Source organism: Mesorhizobium sp. M4B.F.Ca.ET.058.02.1.1, from assembly GCF_003952505.1.
Classification (GTDB): Bacteria; Pseudomonadota; Alphaproteobacteria; order Rhizobiales; family Rhizobiaceae; genus Mesorhizobium.
Genome location: NZ_CP034450.1, coordinates 4,025,267 through 4,044,060 on the forward strand (window position 1 = coordinate 4,025,267; position 18,794 = coordinate 4,044,060).

Annotated in this window: 16 protein-coding genes; 6 read left to right on the forward strand and 10 right to left on the reverse strand. The window is 63.8% G+C overall.

Translation table 11 applies throughout. The features are described from left to right. Window positions 1-126 precede the first annotated feature (126 nt). Entirely contained in the window at window positions 127-2,148 is a 2,022-nt protein-coding gene (locus EJ073_RS19715; protein ID WP_126057234.1) for a hydantoinase/oxoprolinase family protein, read from the reverse strand. Window positions 2,149-2,674: 526 nt separating this feature from the next. On the opposite strand from EJ073_RS19715, the gene EJ073_RS19725 reads away from it, so the two are divergent. Beyond that, window positions 2,675-3,604: an IS110 family transposase gene (locus EJ073_RS19725; protein ID WP_126057235.1), complete on the forward strand. Its 930-nt coding sequence runs from the start codon at window positions 2,675-2,677 to the stop codon at window positions 3,602-3,604. Between the two features lie 42 nt (window positions 3,605-3,646). Here EJ073_RS19725 and EJ073_RS19730 read toward each other — a convergent pair whose 3' ends face one another. From EJ073_RS19730 to lepA, 7 genes are all read right to left on the reverse strand, one after another. Next, window positions 3,647-4,273, reverse strand: a complete 627-nt coding sequence (locus EJ073_RS19730; protein ID WP_126057236.1) for a CDGSH iron-sulfur domain-containing protein — start codon at window positions 4,271-4,273, stop codon at window positions 3,647-3,649. Window positions 4,274-4,509: 236 nt separating this feature from the next. Next, entirely contained in the window at window positions 4,510-4,881 is a 372-nt protein-coding gene (locus tag EJ073_RS19735; RefSeq protein ID WP_126057237.1) for a hypothetical protein, read from the reverse strand. A gap of 318 nt (window positions 4,882-5,199) precedes the next feature. Beyond that, window positions 5,200-5,547 carry a hypothetical protein gene (locus tag EJ073_RS19740; RefSeq protein WP_126057238.1) on the reverse strand — a complete coding sequence of 116 codons (348 nt, stop codon included), beginning with the start codon at window positions 5,545-5,547 and terminating at the stop codon, window positions 5,200-5,202. Between the two features lie 325 nt (window positions 5,548-5,872). Beyond that, complete coding sequence (locus EJ073_RS19745) at window positions 5,873-6,382, reverse strand: hypothetical protein (protein WP_126057239.1); 510 nt, start codon at window positions 6,380-6,382, stop codon at window positions 5,873-5,875. Between the two features lie 11 nt (window positions 6,383-6,393). Next, on the reverse strand, window positions 6,394-6,900 hold the full coding sequence (locus EJ073_RS31645; RefSeq protein ID WP_189347921.1) for a hypothetical protein: 507 nt from the start codon (window positions 6,898-6,900) through the stop codon (window positions 6,394-6,396). Between the two features lie 91 nt (window positions 6,901-6,991). Then, complete coding sequence (locus EJ073_RS19755) at window positions 6,992-8,797, reverse strand: RNA-directed DNA polymerase (protein WP_126057240.1); 1,806 nt, start codon at window positions 8,795-8,797, stop codon at window positions 6,992-6,994. Window positions 8,798-9,266: 469 nt separating this feature from the next. Continuing rightward, window positions 9,267-11,072: a translation elongation factor 4 gene (gene lepA / locus EJ073_RS19760; protein ID WP_126057241.1), complete on the reverse strand. Its 1,806-nt coding sequence runs from the start codon at window positions 11,070-11,072 to the stop codon at window positions 9,267-9,269. A 308-nt stretch (window positions 11,073-11,380) separates the two neighbouring features. On the opposite strand from lepA, the gene EJ073_RS19765 reads away from it, so the two are divergent. The 4 genes from EJ073_RS19765 (at window position 11,381) to msrA (ending at window position 14,507) form a co-directional block, all read left to right on the forward strand. After that, window positions 11,381-12,445 carry a TadE/TadG family type IV pilus assembly protein gene (locus EJ073_RS19765; protein WP_126057242.1) on the forward strand — a complete coding sequence of 355 codons (1,065 nt, stop codon included), beginning with the start codon at window positions 11,381-11,383 and terminating at the stop codon, window positions 12,443-12,445. Between the two features lie 128 nt (window positions 12,446-12,573). Next, window positions 12,574-13,281: a DUF1223 domain-containing protein gene (locus EJ073_RS19770; RefSeq protein WP_126057243.1), complete on the forward strand. Its 708-nt coding sequence runs from the start codon at window positions 12,574-12,576 to the stop codon at window positions 13,279-13,281. 83 nt (window positions 13,282-13,364) lie between these two features. After that, window positions 13,365-13,691: a hypothetical protein gene (locus tag EJ073_RS19775; RefSeq protein WP_126057244.1), complete on the forward strand. Its 327-nt coding sequence runs from the start codon at window positions 13,365-13,367 to the stop codon at window positions 13,689-13,691. Between the two features lie 81 nt (window positions 13,692-13,772). Continuing rightward, window positions 13,773-14,507 (forward strand): peptide-methionine (S)-S-oxide reductase MsrA, encoded by a 735-nt coding sequence (gene msrA / locus EJ073_RS19780; RefSeq protein WP_126057245.1) that lies wholly within the window; start codon window positions 13,773-13,775, stop codon window positions 14,505-14,507. A gap of 166 nt (window positions 14,508-14,673) precedes the next feature. Here msrA and EJ073_RS19785 read toward each other — a convergent pair whose 3' ends face one another. Beyond that, on the reverse strand, window positions 14,674-15,678 hold the full coding sequence (locus EJ073_RS19785) for a cytochrome d ubiquinol oxidase subunit II (RefSeq protein WP_126057246.1): 1,005 nt from the start codon (window positions 15,676-15,678) through the stop codon (window positions 14,674-14,676). A 274-nt stretch (window positions 15,679-15,952) separates the two neighbouring features. Here EJ073_RS19785 and EJ073_RS19795 point away from each other — a divergent pair, with 274 nt between their 5' ends. Continuing rightward, window positions 15,953-17,143, forward strand: a complete 1,191-nt coding sequence (locus EJ073_RS19795; protein WP_126056960.1) for an integrase core domain-containing protein — start codon at window positions 15,953-15,955, stop codon at window positions 17,141-17,143. 131 nt (window positions 17,144-17,274) lie between these two features. Here EJ073_RS19795 and EJ073_RS19800 read toward each other — a convergent pair whose 3' ends face one another. Continuing rightward, complete coding sequence (locus EJ073_RS19800; RefSeq protein ID WP_126057248.1) at window positions 17,275-18,636, reverse strand: cytochrome ubiquinol oxidase subunit I; 1,362 nt, start codon at window positions 18,634-18,636, stop codon at window positions 17,275-17,277. Window positions 18,637-18,794 lie beyond the last annotated feature (158 nt).

The following is an 18,794-nucleotide window of genomic DNA, read 5'->3' on the forward strand; positions in this document are numbered from 1 at the left end:
GCAGGCCAGAGGGGGTTGGTGCGACTGGACGCGACGCTCTTGCTGCAACCGAAGCGTTAGCGCTCTACGCGCGGCGACCCCCTCTGTCGCCTTCGGCGACATCTCCCCCTCAAGGGGAGATTGCCACTAAACCGCGATCCTTGGCCGTCCCGATGCCACCGCCACCACATGCGCCTCGATGAACATGCGCTGGCTTTCGACAGTCGAGACCTTGAGCTCGGTGGCGACGTCGATCTCGGCATTGTCGGTGCCGGCATCTTTCGCGCGCTCGGCGACGATGGCGCGGACATCGGCCTCGGCCGCGGCGAGCGCCGCTGCCTCGTCGGTGAAGTCGCGCACCGTCTGGCCCGAGGCGAGGCGGAACAGCCCTTCCTTCGGCTGGCTGATGCGGGCTTCGGCGGAGACGCGGACCTGGCCGACGACGGCGCCGAGCGCGTTGGCGACGTCGGTATCGTCGGGCACGACGCAGCCATTGCCGACCAGCCGCGGCAGGCCGGCATAATGCAGCGGCGCCGAGGCGCCGAGGCCGATGACCGGACGGTCGAGCGCCACGCTGAGGCGGGCGATGCCGGGATGGGCATCGACGGCGCGCTGCACCAGCGCATGCGCGACGGCGGCGGCGCCATCCAGCCCGTCCTCGGTGAAGGCGGTTTCGAGAATGTATTCGGCCGACCAGCGGGTCAGCGTCACCAGCACACGTTCGGAAATCGCCTCCGGCGTCGCCGCGATGGCCTGGCCGCGGCCGTCGCGCTTGCGGGCGAACAGCTCGGCGCCGAGGCGTGCGGTGGCGGCGTGCCAGTTGGCCTGCTTGCCGAGCACATGGGCGGCATCCGACGGCGTGAAGCCGCAAATGTGCACCAGGCCGCGCGCCACCAGCCGGTTCAGCGTCGCGTTCTGGGCGTTCGAGGTCAGCAGCCTGTCGAGCGCCAGCGGCGTAGCCCCGATCGCCTCGTAGAGTTTTGCCTCCGGCGCGGTGAGGCCGGCGGCAAGCCGGTCCGGCACGCCGGTGCGCACCGCGAAGCGGCCATCCATGCGGCCGGGATTCGGCGCCCGCAGTTGCCGCTCCAGCTCCGATGTCACCGCCTCGCCATGCGCCAGGCCCGCCAGCGCCAGCGGCACCAGGCGGCGCGGCCCGAGCAAGATTTTTGGATTGAGCGCTCCGTCCTCCAGCGCCACTTCGGAATCGCCGCCGAGGCCGAAGGTGCGCATCGCCACGGCCTCGACCATGGTGCGGAAACCGCCGACGGTGGCGCCCTCCGGATCGAGCCGCGGGCGGCCGCTGTCGAGCACGGCGACGTCGGTGGTGGTGCCGCCGATGTCGGAAACCACGGCATCGTCGAGGCCGGTCATGTGACGGGCGCCGACGAGGCTGGCGGCGGGGCCCGACAAAATAGTCTCGATCGGCCGCTGGCGGGCGAAGGCGGCGGAAACCAGCGCGCCGTCGCCGCGCACCACCATCAGCGGTGCTGCAATGCCGCGCGCTTCCAGAAACCCTTCGGTCGCCGCCACCAGCCGGTCGATCATCGAGATCAGCCTGGCGTTGAGCAGCGTGGTGAGCGCGCGGCGCGGGCCGCCGAGCTTGGCCGACAGCTCGTGGCTAGCGGTGACCGGCAGGCCGGTCTTTTCGCGAATCAGGTCGCGGGCAGCCAGCTCATGCGCCGGGTTGCGCGTGGCGAAGTAGGCGCAGACGGCAAAGCCCGAAACCGAGCCGCCGAGCTCAGGCAGGGCTGCTTCGAGGCCGGAGAGGTCGAGCTTGGCCGCATTGCCGTGCACGTCATGCCCGCCGGGGCAGAACACCACCGGGTCGCTGCCGAGCGCCGTCTTCAGCCCGTCGCGGGCAAGGTCGGCCTCGGAAAAGCCGATCATGATCAGCGCGACGCGCCCGCCCTGGCCCTCGACCAGCGCGTTGGTGGCCAAGGTCGTCGACATCGACACCAGCTTGATCGAAGCCGGATCGGTGCCGGCCTTCTCCAGCACCGCGTCGACCGCGCCGGAGATGCCGACAGCGAGGTCGTGCCTGGTGGTCAGCGCCTTGGCCTTGGCCAGCACCTTGCCCTTCGGCCCGCCTTCCTCCGCCCACAGCACGGCGTCGGTATACGTGCCGCCGGTGTCGATGCCGAGGAAGAGCGGGATTGGCTTGGCGGTCATTTTTGCAGGCAGTCCGGGCAAAAGGATTGGTGCCTGCCCTTAGCCGATATGGCGTTGCGGATAAAGCCGGGAGAGATGGGCCAAGGGGGTGGCGCGACGATGAGTTGCCGAACGCTGGCGGGACAGCACCCCCTCTGTCCTGCCGGACATCTCCCCCTCAAGGGGGGAGATCAGATGTCCCCTGCACTTTCGCCAATCGCCAACGCTGCAGGAGGGCGCCGGCACCTAAGCTGCCAATCTCCCCCCTTGAGGGGGAGATGCCCGGCAGGGCAGAGGGGGTGGCTTGGCACCAACCTTGCAGGAATCGTCCAGCGCCGGCGCGGCCCCTCATCCGCCCTTCGGGCACCTTTGTAACTTGTCCCGTGCCGACTCTGCTATTGCAGCAGGTGCGGTGGCGGACGAGAGACCGGAGCATCTTTGGGCCTTGAAGCCCGTGGGAGAGCGAGGGTCTTCGTCCGCCGTTCCATCGACCCCGAACAGTCGCCTGGGCCGCAAGCGAAGCCCGATTAGGCAAGGATGGGATAGGATGGAAATCGTTGTTGGCATCGACGTTTCGAAGGATCGGCTGGATGTGCATGTTTTGCCGTCCGGTGAAGCGTTTTCGGTTGGTAACGACCATGCCGGGGTGGAGGAGCTGGCTCGACGTCTTGCAGCCTTTTCTCCGACGGCAATCGGATTGGAGGCTACGGGAGGCTACGAGCAACTGGCGGTCGCCACTTTGGCGAGCGCCGGCCTTTCGGTTGTCGTGGTCAATCCAGCGCAGATCCGGGCCTATGCCAATGCGCTCGGCAAGCGGGCCAAGACCGATCCGATCGACGCTGCCGTCATCGCAGCCTTCATAGCTGCGACCAAGCCGGAACTGCGGCCGCTGCGCGATGCCGAGACCAGGACGTTGGCCGATCTCGTCACGCGCCGGCGCCAGATCGTGCAGATGATCGTGGCCGAAGAGAACCGCGCCCGCACGGTCAACGCAAGACAGGCGCAAAAGAGCATCAAGCGCCTGCTCGCCGCGCTCAGGCGTGAGTTGGAAAGCCTCGATGCCGACCTGGACGATCATATCCGCAAGTCGCCGCTCTGGCGGGTCCGGGAAAAACTGCTGTCCTCCGTGCCAGGCATCGGTCCCACCGTTGCCCGCACCATGATCGCCGAGATGCCGGAGTTGGGCAGCCTCGACCGGCGCCAGATCGCAGCGCTTGCAGGTCTCGCACCATGGACGAGGCAGTCCGGCACATGGCGTGGCAAGAGCTTCATCGGCGGCGGCAGGAGCCGCGTGCGCGCCGTCCTCTTCATGGCTGCCCTCGTCGCCATACGCCACAATCCGGTCCTCAAGGCCTTTCGCGACCGCCTCGTCGAGGTTGGCAAGCCGAAGATCGTCGCCGTCGTGGCCGTCATGCGAAAGCTGCTGACCATTCTCAACGCCATCATCCGCGACCAAAAACCATGGCAAACAGCTTGACAGCCAAGACAGTCGCTCTCCCCGTGAACGGGGAGAAGGACGCTACCCCACGAACCCCACCCTTTTATGCGAATTGTCACAGAACGGCTTGTTGGCTGAATGGCCGCAGCGGCAGAGGAAAACCCGCGTGGCGCGGTCGATGGTGTGGCCGGTGCCGGTGACGATCTCGGCATTGCCTTCGAGCTTGAGCGGACCGTTGACGGTCGGCGTGATCTTCAGTGGCCCGTCGCGGGCTTCGAGCGCAGGCGTGTCCTTCAGCGGCGGCTCGCCGGTGGCGGCAAAGCCCGCCTTGATATGGCTGTTGTCGCAGAACGGCTTGTTCTGCGACTGGCCGCAGCGGCAGAGCGTGGCGCGATGGAAGGTCTCGTCGCCGAGCACGATCTCGCCATGCACGGCCAGTGGGCCGTTTTCGCGCAGCCGCACGGTGTTGACCACCGGCGGCTTCTCCTGCGGTCCGCCATCCTTGCGATGGTAGGTGATGGCGCCGGACGGGCAGTTCTCCGCCAGCGCCACGACCTTCTCGACGCTGGCCGCCTCGGGGTGGATCCATTCGCCCTTGGCGTTGGGCACGAAGACGTGCGGATTACCGAGCACGCAGTTGCGCGAATGGATGCAGCGCTTGCCGGAAAAGGAGACGTCGACCTTCTCGCTTTCGACCGTGCCTGCCATGGGTGGGGTCTCCTCTTGGGTGGAGACAGGCTAGGGCGAGGGTGGGAAGGGCGTCAAGTTGGCTGGAACGCCAAGTCTCCCCCTTGAGGGGGAGATGGCCGCGAAGCGGCCAGAGGGGTCGTTGCGCGTGAAGCGCCGACCTTGGCTCTCGCAGGAAGGGGCGCTTGCGTTTTACGCGAAGCGACCCCCTCTGTCGCCTTCGGCGACATCTCCCCCACGAGGGGGGAGATTATCGCTCACTCCACCAGGTTGATTTCCTCGGTCTCGCCGCCGCTGCAGGTGTAGCAGCAGTCTTCGCATTTTTCCTTGTTGCCGGGGCCGACGCCCCAATAGGTGCCCTCGTCGCCGTCGACCCATGCGCCGTAGCAGATCGATTCGCCCTCATCGCAGGAGATCGGCAGTTCCTTGGTCTCGCCGTCGTCGAGGTAGAAATCCTTGCCATTGCCCGGCCAGACATAGTCGCGGTCCTGGCTGTAGAGCTCGAGCCGCATGGCATTTGGATGGCCGTTCCTGATCTCGAAAGTGACGTCGCCGGCATGAGCGGCCGGCGCGGCCAGCGTGGCGATGAAGAACGCCGCAGCGATGCGGCGGGCGGTGAAGAAAGTCATGGCAGTCCCCCGAAAAGAATCGGCCCCCATGGCCGATGGCGGGATGATGGCATGGCGCGAGCCAATGCCAAGGGGCGGTGGCGAAATAACGGGCGGAATTTTGGGATTGGCGAAAGCGGCGGTGCCGGCCGATCTCCCCCTTGAGGGGGAGATGGCCGCGAAGCGGTCAGAGGGGGTCCTCGCGCGTGAAGCGCCAGCGTCATCTCTTGTCGCGCACAGCGTCTCTTGTCGCGCACAGCGTCGGCGCTCGACGCGCGGCGACCCCCTCTGTCGCCTTCGGCGACATCTCCCCCTCATGGGGGAGATCGGCGCCCCCCGTCACTCCGCCAGGTCGATCGTCTCGGTGGAATGCTCGACGCAGATGAAGCAGCATGTATCGCAGGGCTGGTCGTTGTCGGGGCCGACGCCGGCGGAGACCTGGTCGTCGCCATTGACCCAGGCGCCCCAGCAGATGTTCTCGCCCGGATTGCAGGAGATAGGCACGGATTTGCGTGCGCCCGGACGGATGAGGAAGACCTTGTCGCCGCCCGGCCAGACCGTGTCGCGGTCGCGGCTGAACAGTTCCAGCGCGACGCCCTGCGACCGCTGGTTCCTGACGAACACCGACATGTCGTCGGCCTGGGCCGGCGTGGCGAGGAGAAGGGCGGCGAGCAGAGCGCGAATCATGGTGGGTCCCGGGGGAGTAGAGCACGGGTGGGGGAGCCGCGCGACCTCCCCTTCTCCCCTTGTGGGGTGAGAAGTGGTCCGCGTTAGCGGACGAAAAAGCCAATTGCTTGGCTTTTCGAGCTTCGAACGCCCTGAGCCTGCGAAGGGCCGGGCGGTGGCCGAGCGAAGCTCGGACGGATGAGGGGTGTTCCAGCTTGGCGTAAACCTCCGCCGGCGGCGAAAGGCGCGACACGGTCGCCAGCGCCTCACTCCGCTGGAACACCCCTCATCCGTCTCTGCGCTGCGCGCCGATCCACCTTCCCCCACAAGGGGGGAAGGGGGAGCTCTACCTATCCACCACCACATGCGGCGCGAATTTGCGGATCGCATCGATCATGTCGTCGCCGCGCACGTCGAGCGAGGAGACCTCCATGTGCACGATGGTCTTGCCGAACGGTAGGATCCGGTTCACCACATTGGCCGGCGCGTATTTGATGGCGTCGGGCGGCTCCTCGGTGAGCTCGAAATTGAGCATGGCCGAACCCTTGCCCGAGGTGAGGCGCACGCTCCGCACCTTCGTCCACGGCACCAGCACGTCGCCGGCGCGGCGGTCTCGAAAACCATGGGAGTCCAGCACGACCTGCACCGAGGTGTCGAAGGCGCCGCGCGCGAGGAAGAAGCCGAGCGCCAGGCAGCCCGCGCTGAGCAGCGCGATGACAAGCACATGCCCGCTTTTCGCCCCGGCCGCGATGCCCTGCACCACGCCGAAAGCGAAGATCGCGCCGATCAGCAGCGGCCCGATCGCCGGCAGGATTTTTCCCGTTGCGCTGTTGTGGAGTTCGAGCGGCGCGGTCATTTTTCCGCCCCTCACCGCTCGGGTTTCAGCAGCGTCCAGATCCAGCCGATGAAGGTGAGGACCAGGAACGGATAGCCGATCGCCGGCAGCGGCGCCGAAGTCGGCAGCAGCGGCGCGCCCCACAGGATCATCAGCGCCGAGACGGTGAACAGCAAGGCGGCGACGAGCCCGGCGAGCCGTGTCCAGAGCGCGAAAGTCGCCGGAGCGCTGACCATGACCAGCCCCGCCGCCCACAGCGCGATGCCGCCGACATAGGAAGGCACGCTGGCCTGCAGCCCCGCCGCGTTGCCGGCCAGAAGCAGGCTTTCGCCGGCGAGGAAGGTCAGGAAGCCGGCCGCGACGAGATCATTGCCGAGCCGCTGGTATTTCATCGTCAGCAGCGCCGCCGCAACGACGACACCCACGCCGTCGATGGTCCACAACGTCTCGCGCAGCGCGTCGCTGGCAACGAAAGTGCCCGCCATGCCCAGCGCGCCGCCGATGGCGAGGCCGATTGCGGCGATGGTGTCCGAGCGCATGTGATGTCTCCCCAAAGCCGGGGAGAGGATACGCCGATGTGGGGGGATGGTGAAGGGACTACATCCGTCGCGCGACGCGAGAGCAATGCTCCTATATGACTCCGCCCGCCGAATAGCTTTTTTCAGACATAATGTACGAATGCGTCTTGGTGAGCTTAGCTTTATCTCCCTCTGCGATTTCCGCACTTCGGAGTACCGACTGCAAAACCAACATCTTCTCGTGTGTGCATTTTAGCGGCACGCTATCGTTTTTTGCGCCAATAACTGACTTGATGCGTTTGTATTTGACCGCTTCTCCTTCCAGCTCTTTATGAAATTCAAGCAGTTCCACCCCACTAGGCAGCAACCGCTCGCCAAGATAGATATAATACTTTGGAAATTCCTCCTTGTTTTCCCTGAGTCGCGGCCACATTCCGGCAACCAATCGAGATAGAGACTCGTCATTCGTCCAAACAAATTCTGTTTCCTCAAGGAACTTAAAAATGGTTTTGGCTAATCCGAACCGAGAAAGAATCCAGATCGCAGCGTAGACCGAGCAGAAATCGTCCTTTGGAAAATAGGTTAGGATCGCCTTCAGTGAACCTGCCTCTGTTCCATCATATTCGATCTTGGCTTCTACGAGGCGTTTTGCAAGAATCAATCGGAAGTAGTCGTCGCAAACCAATCCTCGCTCAAACACGGCCTTAATCCTATCGAAATCGACCTTACGAACACCGCATATCCCTACGTTTCGTAGTGCCGAGTCGCGTAAATTAGGATGGAGTGACATAAAATATTCGAACAGGATATCCGGAATTCTTGCCGAAAACCTATTGTATATACCTATCAGTCTTTTTACTATCTTCTCACCATTTCCCACCTTGAAGTAGCCGCGTTTATATAGTTCCTCGAAAACCTGCGATACCTTTTTAATTTTCGCTTCTATAGACTCGCCCGCCGAGGTCATTGCAAGCAGCCGTGCCTCCAATTGCTCTAAGAAGCGATTGTCCCGCACTCTGAAATGTGAATAGGCCTCTTTGGCAGTCAATATCCGGGTCTTACCGGCATTCAATCTCAGACTGCGTGATTGCAATACCAGATCAGTATCTCGAAGTAACTTCTTCGCGTCTTCGATGGTGTCCACGCCTGCATCGATATCATCCATGAACCGCGCATAATTCTTTTGAGAACGCTGCTCCATAAAGCGATCCAACTCAAATAGGTAGCAGTGAGCAAGCAGCCTTGGTGCGTCGAGATCGATTTGTGGCAAACCTATTTGACGTGGAGGCATGAAATCTGGTCGCCAAGCGAGCGCGGATATTATATGAAGATAGAAATCAAAGAGCGACTCTTGGACCGTCACGAAAGACGTAATCACGTTCCGCAACTGTACAAGATCGATGAAATCGTAGTAATTCGATATATCAGTGACGACTACAAACTTGTTTTCATCACGAAAGTCTAATATTTTTTCTTGAAATTTCTTCCATGATTTGAATGTTCCGTACTCTTGTTCGTCGGTCGGCTTGAAGCTGTGATCTTGCGGCTCAAAAAACGCGTTTTTGGACGGGGACTGTTTCTTGATGTCGCTGTAGAGCCTGTCCGAAAGGCATTGCAGTATGATGGCTGCCTCGACCGAGGTCTGAACCATCAGTCGGCACAATCCGAGAGTTTTTTCGACATGGTAGCGCCGGGGCTGGCTTACACCGAAATTCCCCCTACGGATGGCCGATCGTATTCGCGCAATCACAGCATCGATGCTTGACTGAAGATCGAGATACTCCACAGGGTCCGGGAATACTTGTCTTTTTAGATCGTATCTTGTTTTCTTCCGCCACTTCTCTTCCAGTCGCTTGGCGGTGAGATACCTTAGGATATCTTGAGCTCTCAGGCTGTATTTTGGAGAGTGTTGGGTCACTCAAATTACCCAAGAGAGAAGTCGGCGTATCTAGATTCTACTCTTTAGCCAAAAGCGCAGCCGACGTCTATCTTGTCTCCATTGGCAGAACGCGGCCGCCAACTGATTTCGAAATCCCTCATAAGCGCTGGGACGAACGCCCTTGGGTGAAGTCGGTTGTCTCAGCTAACACGCTTCCCGTCGATGAAGATATTGCGCCTAACAAGTGACGGCCGAGTCCTCGTTTCGATGCGAATTGAGAAGCCCTTTAGGATCAGGCGAATTGCTTCTTCCTCGGTTCGGACGAGGACCTCGTTCTTTTTGAGGTGTTTGATGTTCCGGGCTTCAGGATCCCCGAGAACGAATAGCCCGTCTTTCTGTGCTGGCGGCCATTTCCGGCCATCGGAAGTCAACCGATAGATTCTCATCACCATCCCTGATGTTGTCCGAGGGTCTTTGTCGGCTGCTCGTTCGACGGTCTACACAGACCTCAATCCCCCATCTTCAGCGCCTGGATAAACGCCTCCTGCGGGATATCCACTTTGCCGAACTGCCGCATCCGCTTCTTGCCCTCTTTCTGCTTGTCGAGCAGCTTGCGCTTGCGCGAGACGTCGCCGCCGTAGCATTTGGCGGTGACGTCCTTGCGCAGGGCCGAGACGGTCTCGCGGGCGATGATGCGGCCGCCTATTGCCGCCTGGATCGGGATCTTGAACAGGTGCTGCGGGATCAGCTCCTTCAGCTTCTCGCACATCTGGCGGCCACGCTTTTCAGCCGCCGTGCGGTGCACCAGCATGGACAGCGCGTCGACCGGCTCGTCATTGACCAGGATCGACATCTTGACCAGGTCGCCCTCGCGATAGTCGGTCAGGTGATAGTCGAAGGAGGCGTAGCCCTTGGAGATCGACTTCAGGCGATCGTAGAAGTCGAAGACGACCTCGTTGAGCGGCAGGTCGTAGGTGAGCATGGCGCGCTTGCCGACATAGGAGAGATCGGCCTGAATGCCGCGCCTGTCCTGGCAGAGTTTCAGGATGCCGCCGAGATAGTCGTCAGGCGTCAGGATGGTGGCGCGGATCCACGGTTCCTCGATCGAGGCGATCTTGACCACGTCGGGCATGTCGGCCGGGTTGTGCAGCTCCTTCACCGTGCCGTCGTTGAGGTTCATGCGGTAGACGACGGACGGCGCGGTGGCGATGAGGTCGAGGTTGAACTCGCGTTCCAGCCGCTCCTGGATGATCTCCAGATGCAAGAGGCCGAGGAAGCCGCAACGGAAGCCGAAGCCAAGTGCTGCCGAAGTTTCCATTTCATAGGAGAAGGAGGCGTCGTTGAGGCGCAGCTTGCCGACGGCGGCGCGCAGATCCTCGAAATCGGCGGCGTCGACCGGGAACAGGCCGCAGAACACCACCGGCTGCGCCGGCTTGAAGCCCGGCAGCGCCTTTTGCGTCGGGCGGCGATCCTCGGTGATGGTGTCGCCGACGCGGGTGTCGGCCACTTCCTTGATCGAGCCGGTGAAGAAGCCGAACTCGCCGGGGCCAAGCTCGTCGACATTGATGCGGGCGGGCGTGAAGACGCCGGTGCGCTCGACCAAATATTTGGCGCCGGTGCCCATCATGCGGATGGTCTGGCCCTTCTTCAGCACGCCGTCGATGACGCGGACCAGCACGATGACGCCGAGATAGGCGTCGTACCAGCTATCGACCAGCATCGCCTTCAGCGGGGCCGATAGATCGCCCTCGCGCGGCGGCGGCAGCTGGTGGACGATCGCCTCCAGCACGTCGGGGATGCCCAAGCCGGTCTTGGCCGAGATCAGCACGGCGTTGGAGGCGTCGATGCCGATCACCTCCTCGACCTGCTCGCGGATGCGCTCGGGCTCGGCCGCCGGCAGGTCGACCTTGTTCAGCACCACGACGATCTCGTGGTTGTTGTCGATGGCCTGGTAGACATTGGCCAGCGTCTGCGCCTCGACGCCTTGCGAGGCGTCGACGACCAGCAGCGAGCCCTCGCAGGCGGCCAGCGACCGCGACACCTCATAGGCGAAGTCGACATGGCCGGGCGTGTCGATGAGGTTGAGGATATAGTCCTCGCCATTGTCGGCGCGGTATTTCAGCCGCACCGTCTGCGCCTTGATGGTGATGCCGCGCTCGCGCTCGATGTCCATCGAGTCCAGCACCTGCTCCTTCATGTCACGCGCCTCCAGCCCGCCGGTGAGTTGGATCAGCCGGTCGGCAAGCGTGGATTTGCCATGGTCGATATGGGCGACGATGGAGAAATTGCGGATATGGTCGAGGGGCGTCGTCATGCGGCGCGCTTTAGCAGGGGCGGGGTTGAGGGGCAAGCGGTGGGCTCTTCTCCTTCTCCCCTTGTGGGAGAAGGTGGATCGGCGCGCAGCGCCGAGACGGATGAGGGTGTTCCAGCGGAGTGAGACGTCGGCGTTCCCTGGAACACCCCTCATCCGTCGCCTTCGGCGACACCTTCTCCCACAAGGGGAGAAGGGGAGTCGCGCCAACCCGCCCCGCGCCTAGATAAGTCGCACCTTAAAGATTAATCCACCAGTTTGGAGCATGATCCGCCGCTGCCTCGGCAGGCCTGGTTTGGGGGACCTCAACAATGTTCGGATACACAAGAGATTTCGTGCGCTCGCGGCGCGGCTCGATGATGCCGGTGTTCATCATCATCCTGACGCCGCTGCTGCTCGCCGTCGGCTTCTCGGTCGACTACACCTCGGCGGTCGAGACGAAAAGCAACATGCAGAACGCGCTCGACGCGGCGATCCTGTCGGTCACCACGCTGCCGAAAACCACCCCGCTGGCCGACCGCGAGACGTCGCTGAAGCAGGCCTTCGCCGCCAATGGCGGGCAAGGCACCGCCAAGCTCGACAGCTTTGTTGTGGCCGCAGACGGCACCGCCACCGCCACGGCTTCGGCGCACTACCCGATGCCGACCAATTTCATGCAGATCGCCAGGATCGAAACGGTCGAGGTCGGCGTCGCCTCGGCGGTGCGCAAGCGGCCGGCGCTGGTGCAGACCACGTTCAAGGTCACCAAAGTATCCGGCTACTGGAACAAGACGATGACGCTCTACGGCACCAAGTTCGGCGACACCGTCGCCAAGCCGCTGATGACGATCACCTATGCCTATAACAACTACGGTGACCCGAAGGGCTACGGCACCTCGATCGTCAGCACGATCAACGGCAGCACCACGACCAAGGTGCAGCAGCAGGTCTGCACGACCTCGACGGTGAAGAACTTCAGCAGCCTGCCCAGCGGCGCGATCACGCAAACCAGCGGCAGCAAGAAGTATGTCACGACCTGCGCCGATACGTTCTATCCCAGCAACGGCGCCGGCGCGGTGATCGACGTCAGCCAGATGGACAACCTCTATCTGCAGATGGACGTGCCCTCGGGCAGCCCGAAGGTGCTGAAATCCAACGACCCGACCACCTCGAACCGGCTCTACATCGGCACCAGCACCACGACCATGCCCGAGGTCGCGACCGGCCAGACGGTCGACATCTTCACCGCGGTGCCCTGCGGCCAGCCCGGCTACCAGGCCTGGGAGGATGGTGGCAACCCGGTGCCGGCCGACGTCAGCAATGCCGACTTCTTCTACACCGTCCAGGGCAAATGCGACTTCAACCAGCGGCCGTCCAACACGGTGCTGACGCAGTGATGAGCACTTCCCTTCTCCCCTGTGGGAGAAGGGAAAGAGCAGCGCAATCACAAACCGGTGATGCCTGTAACGAAGCCCGATGCGGTGGCGAAATGGGAGCAAGACCCCGCCGCAACGGAGACTTCCCCATGACCAGACCCAAGACGTCGCTCGGCAGCGCGCTCCTCGCCAGCGCGGCCTTCATCGCGCTGGCCACGACCGCCGGCACGGCCGCCGCCCAGCCGCTGACCGTGGTCGAGCTGTTCACCAGCCAGGGCTGCTCGTCCTGCCCGCCGGCCAATGCCAACCTGATCAAGGTCAAGGACCGGCCGGGCGTGCTGGCGCTGTCGTTCAACGTCACCTACTGGGACTATCTCGGCTGGAAGGACATTTTCGGCCGGCAGGAATTCACGCAGCGCCAGGTGAATTATGAGCCGTCGCTCGGCCATGACGGTCCGTTCACGCCGCAGGTGGTGGTGAATGGCAGCGCCGACGCGGTCGGCGCCGCGCCCGGCGAGATCGAACGGCTGATCTCGACCGGCCCGCAACCCAAGGGTCCGGCGCTCTCGCTCGGCGACGGCAAGGTGAGCATCGGCGCCGGCACGGCGCCCGGCGGGACGGCCGATGTCTGGCTGGTGCGCTACGCACGCGGCGTCGTCGAGGTGCCGGTGGCGCGCGGCGAGAACACCGGCCGCACCCTGCCGCATGCCAATGTCGTGCATTCGCTGCAGCGGCTCGGCCGCTGGAACGGCCAGGCGACGACGTTGCCGCTGCCGGCCGATGGTGGCGGGCTCAGCACCGCGGTGCTGGTGCAGACACCCGGCGGCGGGCCGATCCTGGCCGCCGCGGCGAACTGAGCATCCCTTCTTCGCGCGATGCCGCATGGGGCGGCAGCGCACCATCCGGCCCGCATCGCGCGCCACAACCCAAGGAGAATACCATGACCAAATTCCTGACCGCGCTCGCCCTTGCGCTCGCAACCACGGCGTTCGCCGCCGGCGCCCGCGCCGACGACGCGACCAACGCCATGAAGCCGGCCAATGCAATGGCCACCGACGCCATGAAGCCGAAGACCGACGCGATGAAACCCGCGACGGGTGCGATGAAGCCGGCCAACGCGATGGCGACCGATGCGATGAGCACGCAGGCGATGAAGCCGGCCGATGCCATGAAGCCGGCCACGGGTGCGATGAAGCCGGCCACGGATGCGATGAAGCCGGTGACCGATGCGATGAAACCCGTCGATGCGATGGCTCCAGCGCAATAAGTTGCAGCCGACGCACGCCAAAGTGAGAACCTGGCGGCGGCTGGTTTCGTATATAGTGAACAGCAGCAAGGGAGTTCCAACATGACCGCAATTCGACAGCAGAAGCGATCATCGACCTTCGCCAAAGGCGCGCTCGCCGCGCTCGTCCTGACCGTCGCGGCCGCCGCCTTCTGGCAGACGCCGGCGGTCTCGGCCGAGGACGCGGTGGTGATCCCGCCGCCGGCAATGGACGAGAAGGCGTCGAGCGGCAGCGAGACGGCGGTCTTCGCCGGCGGCTGCTTCTGGGGCGTGCAGGGCGTGTTCCAGCACGTCAAGGGCGTGAGCAAGGCGGTGTCCGGCTACACCGGCGGCAGCAAGGAAAACGCCGTTTACGAGGTCGTCGGCACCGGCAGCACCGGACATGCCGAGTCGGTCGAGATCACCTACGACCCGTCGCAGGTGACCTATGGCCAGCTGCTGCAGGTCTATTTCTCGGTCGCGCACAATCCGACGCAGCTCAACTACCAGGGGCCGGACCACGGCACCCAGTACCGCTCGACGATCTTCGCCGGCAATGACGAGCAGAAGAAGGTGGCCGAGAGCTACATCGCCCAGCTCGACAAGGCCAAGGTGTTTTCTCAGCCGATCGTCACCACGCTGGAGACCGGCAAGACCTTCTATCCGGCCGAGGACTACCACCAGGATTTCCTGACGCTGAACCCGACCTATCCCTACATCGTCTACAACGACCTGCCGAAGGTGGCGAATCTGAAGACGCTGTTCCCCGAGCTCTACAGCGAAACGCCGGTGCTGGTGCTGGCGTCGAACAAAAGCTGAGCGGCAATCTCCCCCTCGAGGGGGAGATGTCGCCGAAGGCGACAGAGGGGGTCCGCGCGCGTGGAGCGCCGACCCCTATCGGCGCCAGGAAGCAGGCTGAGCCCGGTCAGACCGACCCCCTCTGGCCTGCCGGCCATCTCCCCCTCGAGGGGGGAGAAAGACGCCCTCAATCATAGGTCAGATCCGTCGCCTTCCCACCAAAAACCCGGTAGGCATAGAACGAATAGAAGATGATGATCGGCAGCACCACGACGACGCCGACCAGGATCACCACCAGGCTTTCCGGCGCCGAGGCGGCCTGCCAGATGGTCAGCTTGTCGGGCACGACGAAGGGGTAGAACGACCAGGCGAGCCCGGCGAAGCCGAGCGCGAAGATGGCGGCGAGCGTCAGGAACGGCGTCAGCGCATGGCGGTCGGCCGGCTTCGGCAGGTGGAAGGTCTGCCGCCACAGCCACAGGAACAAGAGTGCCGAGAGGATGGGCAGCGGCGAGAGATAGAGTATCTCCGGAAAGAGGAACCATTTGTCGAAGATGCGCGGGCTGGCGAAGGGCGTGGCGAGCGACACCGCGACCATGCCGAGCGCCGCCAGCACCAGCGCGGTACGCAGCCAGCGCACCGCCTTGCGCTGCAACTCGCCCTCGGTCTTGTAGATAAGCCAGGCCGAGCCCATCGCCGCATAGGCGGCCGACAGGCAGAGCGCCACCAGCGCGCCGAAGGCAATGCCGCCGAGGCCGACATCGAGGCCGAGCACATAGACGCCCAGCATGTAGCCCTGCGCCAGCGAGGCGACGGCCGAGCCGAGGAAGAAGATGCGGTTCCAGCGATGCTTGCTGCCGGCCGGCACCTTGGCGCGGAAATCGAAGGCGACGCCACGCAGGATCAGGCCGACCAGGAGCACGAAGACCGGTATGTAGAGCGCGCTGAGTATGGTGCCGTGCGCCAGCGGGAAGGCGACGAGCAGCAGGCCGACGGCCAGCACCAGCCAGGTCTCGTTGGCGTCCCAGAACGGGCCGATGGCCGCGATCATCGTGTCCTGCTCGTGGTCGTCGGCGGCGGCGAACAGGATGCCGATGCCGAGGTCGAAGCCGTCGAGGATGACGTAGATCAGGATGGCGAGGCCCATCAGGCCGGCGAAGATCAGCGGGAGCGCGGTTGGCCAGTCATAGGTCATTTTCTTCTCCTCACGCGCCAGTCTCGATTTCCGAGGTCGGCGCCGCCCCTCATCCCCTGCCGGGACCTTCTCCCCGTATGGTGACGGGGAGAAGGGGGCTGGCCGCAACAACAGCGTACTTCCAACGTCGGCGATTGGCGAAACCGGCGATGGGAGCGCCCCTCTCCCCGTCCCTATACGGGGAGAGGATGCCGGTGTCCGAACCGGATAGATAGGTAACAGAATGGACCGATTGCATAGGTGACAGTTTTCTCCCTCGCCGGAGGACCCGGCGATGGTTTGGCGAGAGACTGGCATCATGGACGAGCGGCTTCGTTTTGTAGTGGATTGCCTTTCTGGCGAAGAGACGATGAGCGAGCTTTGTGCGGCCTACGGAATTTCGCGCAAGATCGGCTATAAATGGCTGGGTCGCTACCGGGAGTTTGGCCCGGAAGGTTTGCACGATCGGCCGCGAGCGCCGCTCAATCATGGCCGTGCGACAGCCCTTGATCTTGTCGAGCGGATCGTGGCGGCGAAGGAGACGCATCCGCTGTGGGGGCCCAAGAAGATCGTGGCGCGGCTCAAGCGCGCGGCTCCCGACTTGATCTGGCCGTCGGCCTCGACGGCAGGCGCTATCCTTGCACGGCATGGGCTTGTCAGCGCCCGCAAGCGGACCCGGCTGCGGGCCTGCGGCAATGGACCTTGGCCGGAGCCGCAAGGGCCGAACGCGGTGTGGACCGGCGATCACAAGGGCTGGTTCCGGACCCGTGACGGGTGGCGTTGCGAACCGTTGACGGTGATGGATGCGTCGAGCCGCTACTTGCTGGCGCTCGAAGCGACCGGCTCGACGGCGGATGCCGAGGCCTGGCCGGTATTCGAGCGGCTGTTTGAGGAGCATGGCCTGCCGGACCGGTTCCGAAGCGACAATGGCCCGCCCTTCGCGTCGGCCGGTGTCACCGGGCTGACACCGCTTGCGGTGCGCTTCATCAAACTCGGCATCGCCCTGGAGCGGATCGCGCCCGGCAAACCCCAGCAGAACGGGCGCCACGAGCGCTTTCATCTGACCCTGTTGCCGCTGGCCGAGGCACCGGAGGCCGACAGGGCGGCCCAGGGCCACGCCTTCGAGGCCTTCCGGCGCAGCTACAATGAAGAACGTCCCCATGAGGCGCTAGGCATGGACACTCCAGCCCAGCATTACAGATCCTCCCGGCGCGCCATGCCGACGATGCCGCCCGAGCCTGATTATCCGGCCGAGGCCGCGGTCCGTCATGTACGCCACAATGGCGAGATCAGGTGGAACGGCGGCTTCGTCTATGTCTCGCAGGCACTGGTTGGTGAAGCTGTCGCGGCCGCCCAAACCGAGGATGGTCAATGGGCTCTTTCCTTCCATGCACACCAGCTCGGCATCATCGACACAAGGCGTATGACGCTTGTCCGCTGCAGCGCCGCGCTAACCAATCCGCTTGGCGCTGCAGCGGACAAATAGGGGGAGAACTGTTACCTATGTATCCGGTTCAAACTGTTACCCATCTATCGGCTGGACACCGGCAGGCAGGTGAGGGGCAGCGCCAGCGTCCGGCGTCGAGTCAAGATTTCTTCGCAGTTCGACCACTGCCCTCACTCCCCTGCCGCCGGCTGCGACATGGCCGCGTTCATAACGCCCGGCAGCGGCGAGGTGTCGCCATCCTTGGCCGCCTTCAGCGCCAGGTGCACCAGCACGCCGAGATAGGCGATCAGCAAAATCACGTAGAGGACGAGATAGACGGCAAGCGTCAGCGCGACATGGCTGCCGGCGACCGGGCCGACGGCATCGGCGGTCTTCAGGACGCCGGTGACCAGCCAGGGCTGGCGGCCGATCTCGGTGGTGTACCAGCCGGCCAGCGTCGCCACCCAGCCGGAGATCGTCATCGGCACCATCAGCAGCGCCAGCGGCTTCGGCAGGCTGTGGCGGCGCTTGAGGAAGAAGGCCGCCGACCAGGAGACGATCAGCATCAGGATGCCGGTGCCGACCATGATGCGAAAACCCCAGAACACCGGGAAGACCGGCGGGTGGTTGCCGGGATAGTCGTTGAGCCCCGGCACGACGCCGCTGGTGCTGTGCCTCAGCACGACGCTGGCGCCGTCGGGGATGGCGATCTCGAATTTGTTTTCCCTGGCCGCCTCGTCGGGCCAGGCAAAGAGCACCAGCGGCACGTTGGAGCCGGTGTTCCAGTTGGCCTCCATGGCGGCGATCTTCTGCGGCTGGTGCTCGAGCGTGTTCAGGCCGTGCTGGTCGCCGGCGAAGATCTGGACCGGGATCAGGATGGCGGCGGTGAAGACGCCGGTGCGCAGCGCCTTCCACATCGATTCCGAGCGGTCGCCGGTGAGATAGCGCAGCGCCGACAGGCCGGCGATGAGGAAGGATACGGTCAGCCCCGAGGCGAGCAGCATGTGGACGAGCCGGTAAGGCATCGAAGGGTTGAAGACGATCGCCCACCAGTCGACGGCATGCGCCTTGCCGTCGCGCATCTCGAAGCCGGCCGGCGTCTGCATCCAGGAATTGAGCGCGATGATCCAGAAGGCGGAAACCGTGGTGCCGCCGGCGACCAGTACGGTGGCCAGCGTGTGGATGCGGTTGGACACGCGGCGGAAGCCGAACAGCATGATGCCGAGGAAGGCCGCCTCGAGGAAGAAGGCGGTGAGGATCTCATAGGCCAGCAACGGGCCGGCGATGTTGCCGACGGTCTCCATGTAGCCCGGCCAGTTGGTGCCGAACTGGAAGCTCATGGTGACGCCCGAGACCACGCCCATGGCGAAGGACAAAGCGAACACCTTCACCCAGGTGAAATAGGCGCGCATCCAGGCGGAATCGCCGGTCCTGTTGTAACGCAGCTTGAAGAACAGCAGCACCCAGCCAAGTGCAATGGTGATTGCCGGAAACAGGATATGGAACGAAATATTCGCGCCGAACTGGATGCGCGACAGGATGAGCGGGTCCATGGGCGACTCCGGCTGCTGCTTATGGCTCACAGAATAGGGCGCTGACGCGGTCCGGTCAAAGCGGCGTGGCGCCACGCGGGGCGCGTTGTCGCAGCAGTTCGGGCGAAAGCGTCAGCGCCCGATCGGGGAATGATTGTCCAGAATTGTCAGCAGCGGCA

Bases quoted from the DNA above. Each gene is read 5' to 3' on its own strand.
- EJ073_RS31645 (WP_189347921.1), bottom strand. From the start codon at position 6,900: ATGCGCTCGGACACCATCGCCGCAATCGGCCTCGCCATCGGCGGCGCG.
- EJ073_RS19715 (WP_126057234.1), bottom strand. From the start codon at position 2,148: ATGACCGCCAAGCCAATCCCGCTCTTCCTCGGCATCGACACCGGCGGC.
- lepA (WP_126057241.1), bottom strand. From the start codon at position 11,072: ATGACGACGCCCCTCGACCATATCCGCAATTTCTCCATCGTCGCCCAT.
- EJ073_RS19800 (WP_126057248.1), bottom strand. From the start codon at position 18,636: ATGGACCCGCTCATCCTGTCGCGCATCCAGTTCGGCGCGAATATTTCG.
- EJ073_RS19785 (WP_126057246.1), bottom strand. From the start codon at position 15,678: ATGACCTATGACTGGCCAACCGCGCTCCCGCTGATCTTCGCCGGCCTG.
- EJ073_RS19765 (WP_126057242.1), top strand. From the start codon at position 11,381: ATGTTCGGATACACAAGAGATTTCGTGCGCTCGCGGCGCGGCTCGATG.
- EJ073_RS19740 (WP_126057238.1), bottom strand. From the start codon at position 5,547: ATGATTCGCGCTCTGCTCGCCGCCCTTCTCCTCGCCACGCCGGCCCAG.
- msrA (WP_126057245.1), top strand. From the start codon at position 13,773: ATGACCGCAATTCGACAGCAGAAGCGATCATCGACCTTCGCCAAAGGC.
- EJ073_RS19775 (WP_126057244.1), top strand. From the start codon at position 13,365: ATGACCAAATTCCTGACCGCGCTCGCCCTTGCGCTCGCAACCACGGCG.
- EJ073_RS19770 (WP_126057243.1), top strand. From the start codon at position 12,574: ATGACCAGACCCAAGACGTCGCTCGGCAGCGCGCTCCTCGCCAGCGCG.
- EJ073_RS19735 (WP_126057237.1), bottom strand. From the start codon at position 4,881: ATGACTTTCTTCACCGCCCGCCGCATCGCTGCGGCGTTCTTCATCGCC.
- EJ073_RS19725 (WP_126057235.1), top strand. From the start codon at position 2,675: ATGGAAATCGTTGTTGGCATCGACGTTTCGAAGGATCGGCTGGATGTG.
- EJ073_RS19745 (WP_126057239.1), bottom strand. From the start codon at position 6,382: ATGACCGCGCCGCTCGAACTCCACAACAGCGCAACGGGAAAAATCCTG.
- EJ073_RS19730 (WP_126057236.1), bottom strand. From the start codon at position 4,273: ATGGCAGGCACGGTCGAAAGCGAGAAGGTCGACGTCTCCTTTTCCGGC.
- EJ073_RS19795 (WP_126056960.1), top strand. From the start codon at position 15,953: ATGGTTTGGCGAGAGACTGGCATCATGGACGAGCGGCTTCGTTTTGTA.